2 protein-coding genes are annotated in these 5,598 nt (G+C 73.5%); both read left to right on the top strand.

The window, feature by feature from the left end; genetic code table 11:
- On the top strand, positions 1–4,931 hold a 4,931-nt coding region (locus ACZ6CL_RS42650), incomplete at its 5' end, for an SDR family NAD(P)-dependent oxidoreductase (protein WP_468946904.1).
- 32 nt (positions 4,932–4,963) lie between these two features.
- The coding region (locus ACZ6CL_RS42645; protein ID WP_468946901.1) for a beta-ketoacyl synthase N-terminal-like domain-containing protein at positions 4,964–5,598 on the top strand (635 nt) is incomplete at its 3' end.

Below are 5,598 nucleotides of genomic sequence, written 5' to 3'. Positions count from 1 at the left end.
TGGTGCTCTCCGCGAAGTCGCCGGAGGCGCTGACCGCCCAGGCCGGGCGCCTGGCATCGTTCCTGAACGATCACCCGGCCGCCGAACTCGCCGATATCGGGGCGTCGTTGGCCACCCGCCCGGAATTCGACCACCGCGGTGTGGTGGTGGCCGCGTCCCGGGACGAGGCCCTGACCGCGCTCGCGGACCTCCGGGACGAGCACCCCGCCGTCACCCCCGGTGGCGGGCTCGCGGTCGTCTTCCCCGGCCAGGGGTCCCAGCGCGTGGGCATGGGGCGGCGGCTCCACGCCGCGTACCCCGTCTTCGCCGACGCCTTCGACCAGGTGTGCGGCGCTCTGGACGCCCAGCTCGGACAGCCCCTGCGCGACGTGGTGTTCGCGGAGCCGGACTCCCCCGAAGCCGCGCTGCTGGACCGGACGAAGTTCACCCAGGCGGCCCTCTTCGCCGTCGAGGTGGCCCTCTACCGCCTGGTCGAATCCTGGGGCGTACGACCGGACTTCGTCGCCGGACATTCCATCGGCGAGCTGGCCGCCGCCCACGTGGCGGGGCTGTGGTCCCTGGAGGACGCCGCCGCGCTGGTGGCGGCTCGCGGCGCGCTGATGCAGGAGCTGCCCCAGGGCGGGGCGATGGTGGCCATCCAGGCCACCGAGGACGAGATCACACCGGAGCTGACCGACCAGGTGGCCATCGCGGCGGTCAACGGGCCCGGCTCCGTGGTGATATCCGGCGAGGAGCAGGCGGTGACCGGCCTCGCCGCCGCGTTCACGGACCGCGGTCGCAAGACCACCCGGCTCCGGGTGTCCCACGCCTTCCACTCACCGCTGATGGACCCCATGCTGGACGCGTTCGCCGAGGTCGCCCGCGGTCTGCGCTACACCGCGCCCACCCTCCCGGTCGTGTCCAACCTGACCGGCACGGTCATCGAGCCCGAGCGGCTGTGCACCGCCGAGTACTGGGTGGACCACGTACGCGCCACCGTACGCTTCGCCGCGGGCATGGCCTCCCTGGGCGAGCAGGGCGTGGCCACCGTGCTGGAGCTGGGCCCCGGCGGAGTGCTGACCGCCATGGCCCAGGAATGTCTGCCCGACGGGACCGAGTGCGTGGCGAGCCTGCGCGAGGACCGGCCGGAGCCCCACGCCGTGCTCACGGCGGTCGCCCGGGCACACGTACGGGGCGCTCAGGTGGACTGGCGGGCGATGTTCGCGGACACCGGCGCACACCGTGTCGACCTGCCCACCTACGCCTTTCGCCACCAGCGCTACTGGCTGGACACCGGTGGTTTCGCGGGAGACGTGGGCGCGGCGGGCATCAGCCCGACCGAGCACCCGTTGCTCACCGCCACCATCCAGCTCCCCGACACCAGCGGTGTGGTGTGCACCGGGCGGCTGTCCCTGGCCACCCACCCCTGGCTCGCCGATCACGCCGTCTCCGGAGCCGTCCTGCTCCCCGGCACCGGACTGGTGGAACTCGCCGTCCGCGCGGGTGACGAGGTCGGCACCGGGTCCCTGCGCGAACTCGTCATGGAAGCGCCCCTGCTGCTGCCCGACAGCGGCGCCGTGGACGTACGGGTCTGCGTCGGCGGCCCGGACGACACCGGCGACCGTCCGGTGGGCGTGTACTCCCGTCCCGCCGACGCGGATCCCGCGGACGCCGGATGGACCCGGCACGCCACCGGCGCTCTGATGACGACGGCACCGGACCCGGAGCCCGGCCCCGCCCAGTGGCCCCCGGCGGACGCAGAGCCCCTCGCGGTGAGCGACTTCTACCGCGAACGCTTCGCGGCGGGCTACGAGTACGGCCCGGTGTTCCAGGGCGTACGGGCCGTATGGACCCGGGGCAAGGAGGTGTTCGCCGAGGTCGCCCTCGACGGGGAACACCACGACGAAGCCCGCCGGTTCGGCCTCCACCCCGCGCTCTTCGACGCCGCGCTGCACCTCAGCGCCTTCGGAGCCATCGCCGAACCGGACGGCGGCGAACGCCTTCTGCCCTTCGCCTGGACCGGGGTGCGGCTGCACGCCTCGGGCGCGTCAGCCCTCCGCGTCCACCTGGAACCCGTCGGCGACGACACGATGTCGCTGCGAATTTCCGACCGGACCGGTGCCCCCGTCGCCACCGTCGCCTCGCTCGTGCTCCGCCCCGTGGCGGCCACACAACTGCGTCCGGCGGCGGAACCCCTCCACGACGCGCTGTTCCGTACCGCGTGGACGGCGCTGCCCGTCGAAGCCCTGCCCACCGAGGCACGGTCCGGCGGGCTCGAGGCGGCGCAGGTCACCGAGGCCGTCGCCGAAGGGCCGGGCGCCGCTCACGCCCACGCGCTGACCTCGCGCGTCCTCGCCGAACTGCAGGCGTTCCTCGTCAAGCCGGAGGACGACACGGCCCGGCTGGTCGTCCTCACCCGAGGCGCGGTCGCGGTAGGCGACGGCGAGACGGCGGACCCGGCAGGGGCGGCCGTCTGGGGCCTGGTGCGCTCCGCCCAGTCCGAGAACCCGGGCCGGATCGTCCTGGCCGACCTCGACGACGCCCCGGCCTCACACTCCGCGCTCTCCGCGGCGCTCTCCACCGGGGAACCCCAACTCGCCGTTCGCGAGGGCGTGGCCTCCGCACCCAGGCTGGTCAGGGCCACCGCCGAAGGCCTCACCATCCCCACGGACACCCGCGCCTGGCACCTGGACACCACCGAGGCCGGCACCCTCGACCATCTGGCCCTGGTGCCCTCCGACCCGGTGGAAAAGCTCCCGGAAGGCCACGTCCGGGTGGCGATCCGCGCCGCGGGCATGAACTTCCGCGACGTCCTCATCGCACTCGACATGTATCCCGGCAACGCCGCCATCGGCGGCGAAGGCGCCGGTGTCGTCCTCGAAACCGGCCCCGGGGTGACCGGACTGGCCCCCGGCGACCGCGTGATGGGCCTCTTCCCCGGCGGCGCCTTCGGACCCGAGGCGGTCACCGACCACCGCACCCTCATCCGCGTTCCCGAGGGCTGGACCTTCCCGCAGGCCGCGGCCACCCCCATCGCCTTCCTCACCGCGTACTACGGCCTCCACGACCTGGCCGCCGTCCAGCCCGGGGAAGCGGTGCTCGTCCACGCCGCGGCCGGAGGTGTCGGCATGGCCGCCGTCCAGGTGGCCCGCCACCTCGGCGCCGAGGTGTACGGCACGGCAAGCCCCGGCAAGTGGCGGACCCTCCGGGCGAACGGGCTGGACGACCACCACATCGCCAACTCCCGAACCCTCGCGTTCGAGCAGGAGTTCCTCGACGCCACCCAGGGCCGCGGCGTGGACGTGATTCTCGACGCCCTGGCCGGTGAATTCGTCGACGCCTCCCTGCGCCTGCTGCCACGCGGCGGCCGGTTCCTGGAAATGGGCAAGACCGACATCCGCGACGCCACCGACATCGCCCGCCACCACCCCGACGTCACCTACCGCGCCTTCGACCTCGTCGAAGCCGGACCCGAGCGCACCCGGCAGATGCTCACCGAGCTGGTGGAACTCTTCGAGAACGGCACGCTCACCCCGCTGCCCCTGACGGCGTGGGACGTACGGCACGCCCCGGAAGCCTTCCGCCACCTCAGCCAGGCCCGCCACACCGGCAAGGCGGTCCTCACCGTGCCCCACCGCCCCGACCCCGGCGGCACCGCGCTGATCACCGGCGGCACCGGCACCCTCGGCGCCCTGTTCGCCCGCCACCTGGTCACCGCGTACGGAGTCCGCAACCTGCTGCTCACCAGCAGGCGCGGCCCCGGCGCACCTGGTGCGGCGGAACTCGAAGCCGAACTGACCCGTCTCGGCGCCACGGTCCGGATCGAGGCGTGCGACGCCGCCGACCGCGACGCCCTGGCACACCTGCTGGCGTCCGTCCCCGAGGACTCCCCGCTGACCTGCGTGGTGCACACCGCGGGCGTGGTCGACGACGGCGTGGTCCCCGCACTCTCACCCGAGCGCGTCGCCACAGTGTTCCGGCCGAAGTCCGACGCCGCGTTCCATCTGCACGAGCTGACCCGCGACCTGGACCTCGCCGCCTTCGTCCTCTTCTCCTCGGCGGCGGGCGTCCTCGGCAACCCCGGCCAGGCCAACTACGCCTCCGCCAACACCTTCCTCGACGCCCTCGCACGGCAGCGCCGCGCCCAAGGCCTGCCCGCCGTCTCCCTCGCCTGGGGCTTCTGGTCGCTGGCCAGCGAGATGACCAGCGGGCTCGCCGAAGCCGACCTCCAGCGCACCCAGCGCGACGGCATGGTGGGCCTGGCCGCCGACGAGGGAACGGCCCTGTTCGACGCGGCGCTCCTGGGCGGTGACGCGGCCGTGGTGCCCGCCAGGCTCGACCTGGCCGTGCTCCGTGGCCAGGCGGAACACGGCGAACTGCATCCGCTGCTGCGCGGCCTGGTACGGCCCGCTCGGCGTGCGGCGCGCACGGACACACCCACCGGCCGGACCCTCGCCGAACGGCTGGCCACCCTTCCCGCCGAGGAGTGGGCGGACCAGGTGCTGGACGTGGTGCGCAAGGAGGCCGCCACCGTACTCGGCCACCGGGACCCGGAGCTGATCGTGCCCGACCGCGCCTTCAAGGACGCCGGATTCGACTCGCTGACCGCGGTCGAACTGCGCAACCGCCTCGGCCGGGCCTCCGGGCTGCGCCTGCCCGCGACCGCGGTCTTCGACTACCCGGCGCCCACCCTGCTGGCCGGCTATCTGCACAAGGAGCTGGCCCAGGACACCGACCCGGTCCTGTCCACCCTGGACTCGCTGGAGGCCGCGGTGTCCGCCCTGCTCACCCAGGACATCAGCGACACCCGGATCGGCGCCCGGCTGCGCGTCCTGGGCGCGCGGCTCAACGAGGCCGCGGGCGAGACGGACGGCGCCGCCGTGGACCAGCTCGCGTCGGCCACGGCGGACGACGTCTACGCCTTCATCGACAACGAGCTGGGGCTCGCGTGACCCGCCGCCCTCCGGACACGAGACGAGGAACCATGACGAACGACGACAAGTCCCTCGCTTACCTCAAGCGGGTCTCGGCCGAGCTGCAGAAGACCCGTGAGCGACTGCGCGAGGCCGAGGGCGCTCAGACGGAACCGATCGCCATCGTCGGCATGGCCTGCCGTCTGCCGGGCGGGGTGGCCTCGCCGGAGGACCTGTGGCGGCTGGTGTCCGAGGGGGTGGACGGCATCTCGGGCTTTCCGGCGGACCGTGGCTGGGACCTGGCGGGGCTGTACGACCCGGATCCGGACGCGACGGGGACCTCGTACGTGCGGGACGGCGGCTTCCTGGCCGATGTCGCCGGTTTCGACGCCGGGTTCTTCGGGATCAGCCCGCGTGAGGCGCTGGCGATGGACCCGCAGCAGCGGCTGCTGCTGGAGACCTCGTGGGAGGTGTTCGAACGCGCCGGGATGAACCCCGCCGAACTGCCCGACCGGCACGTCGGAGTGTTCGCCGGTGTCGCCGGTCAGGAGTACGCGCCGCGCATGGGAACGGGCTCCGAGGAGATCGAAGGCTATGTGCTGACCGGTGGCGCGGGCAGTGTGGTGTCCGGCCGGGTGTCGTACACCTTCGGTTTCGAGGGTCCTGCGGTGACGGTGGACACCGCGTGTTCGTCGTCGCTGGTGGC

It is taken from the genome of Streptomyces sp. NPDC041200 (genome assembly GCF_055591805.1).
The sequence above is the reverse complement of the archived record's forward strand: the minus strand, read 5'-3'. Positions and strand labels throughout refer to the sequence as shown.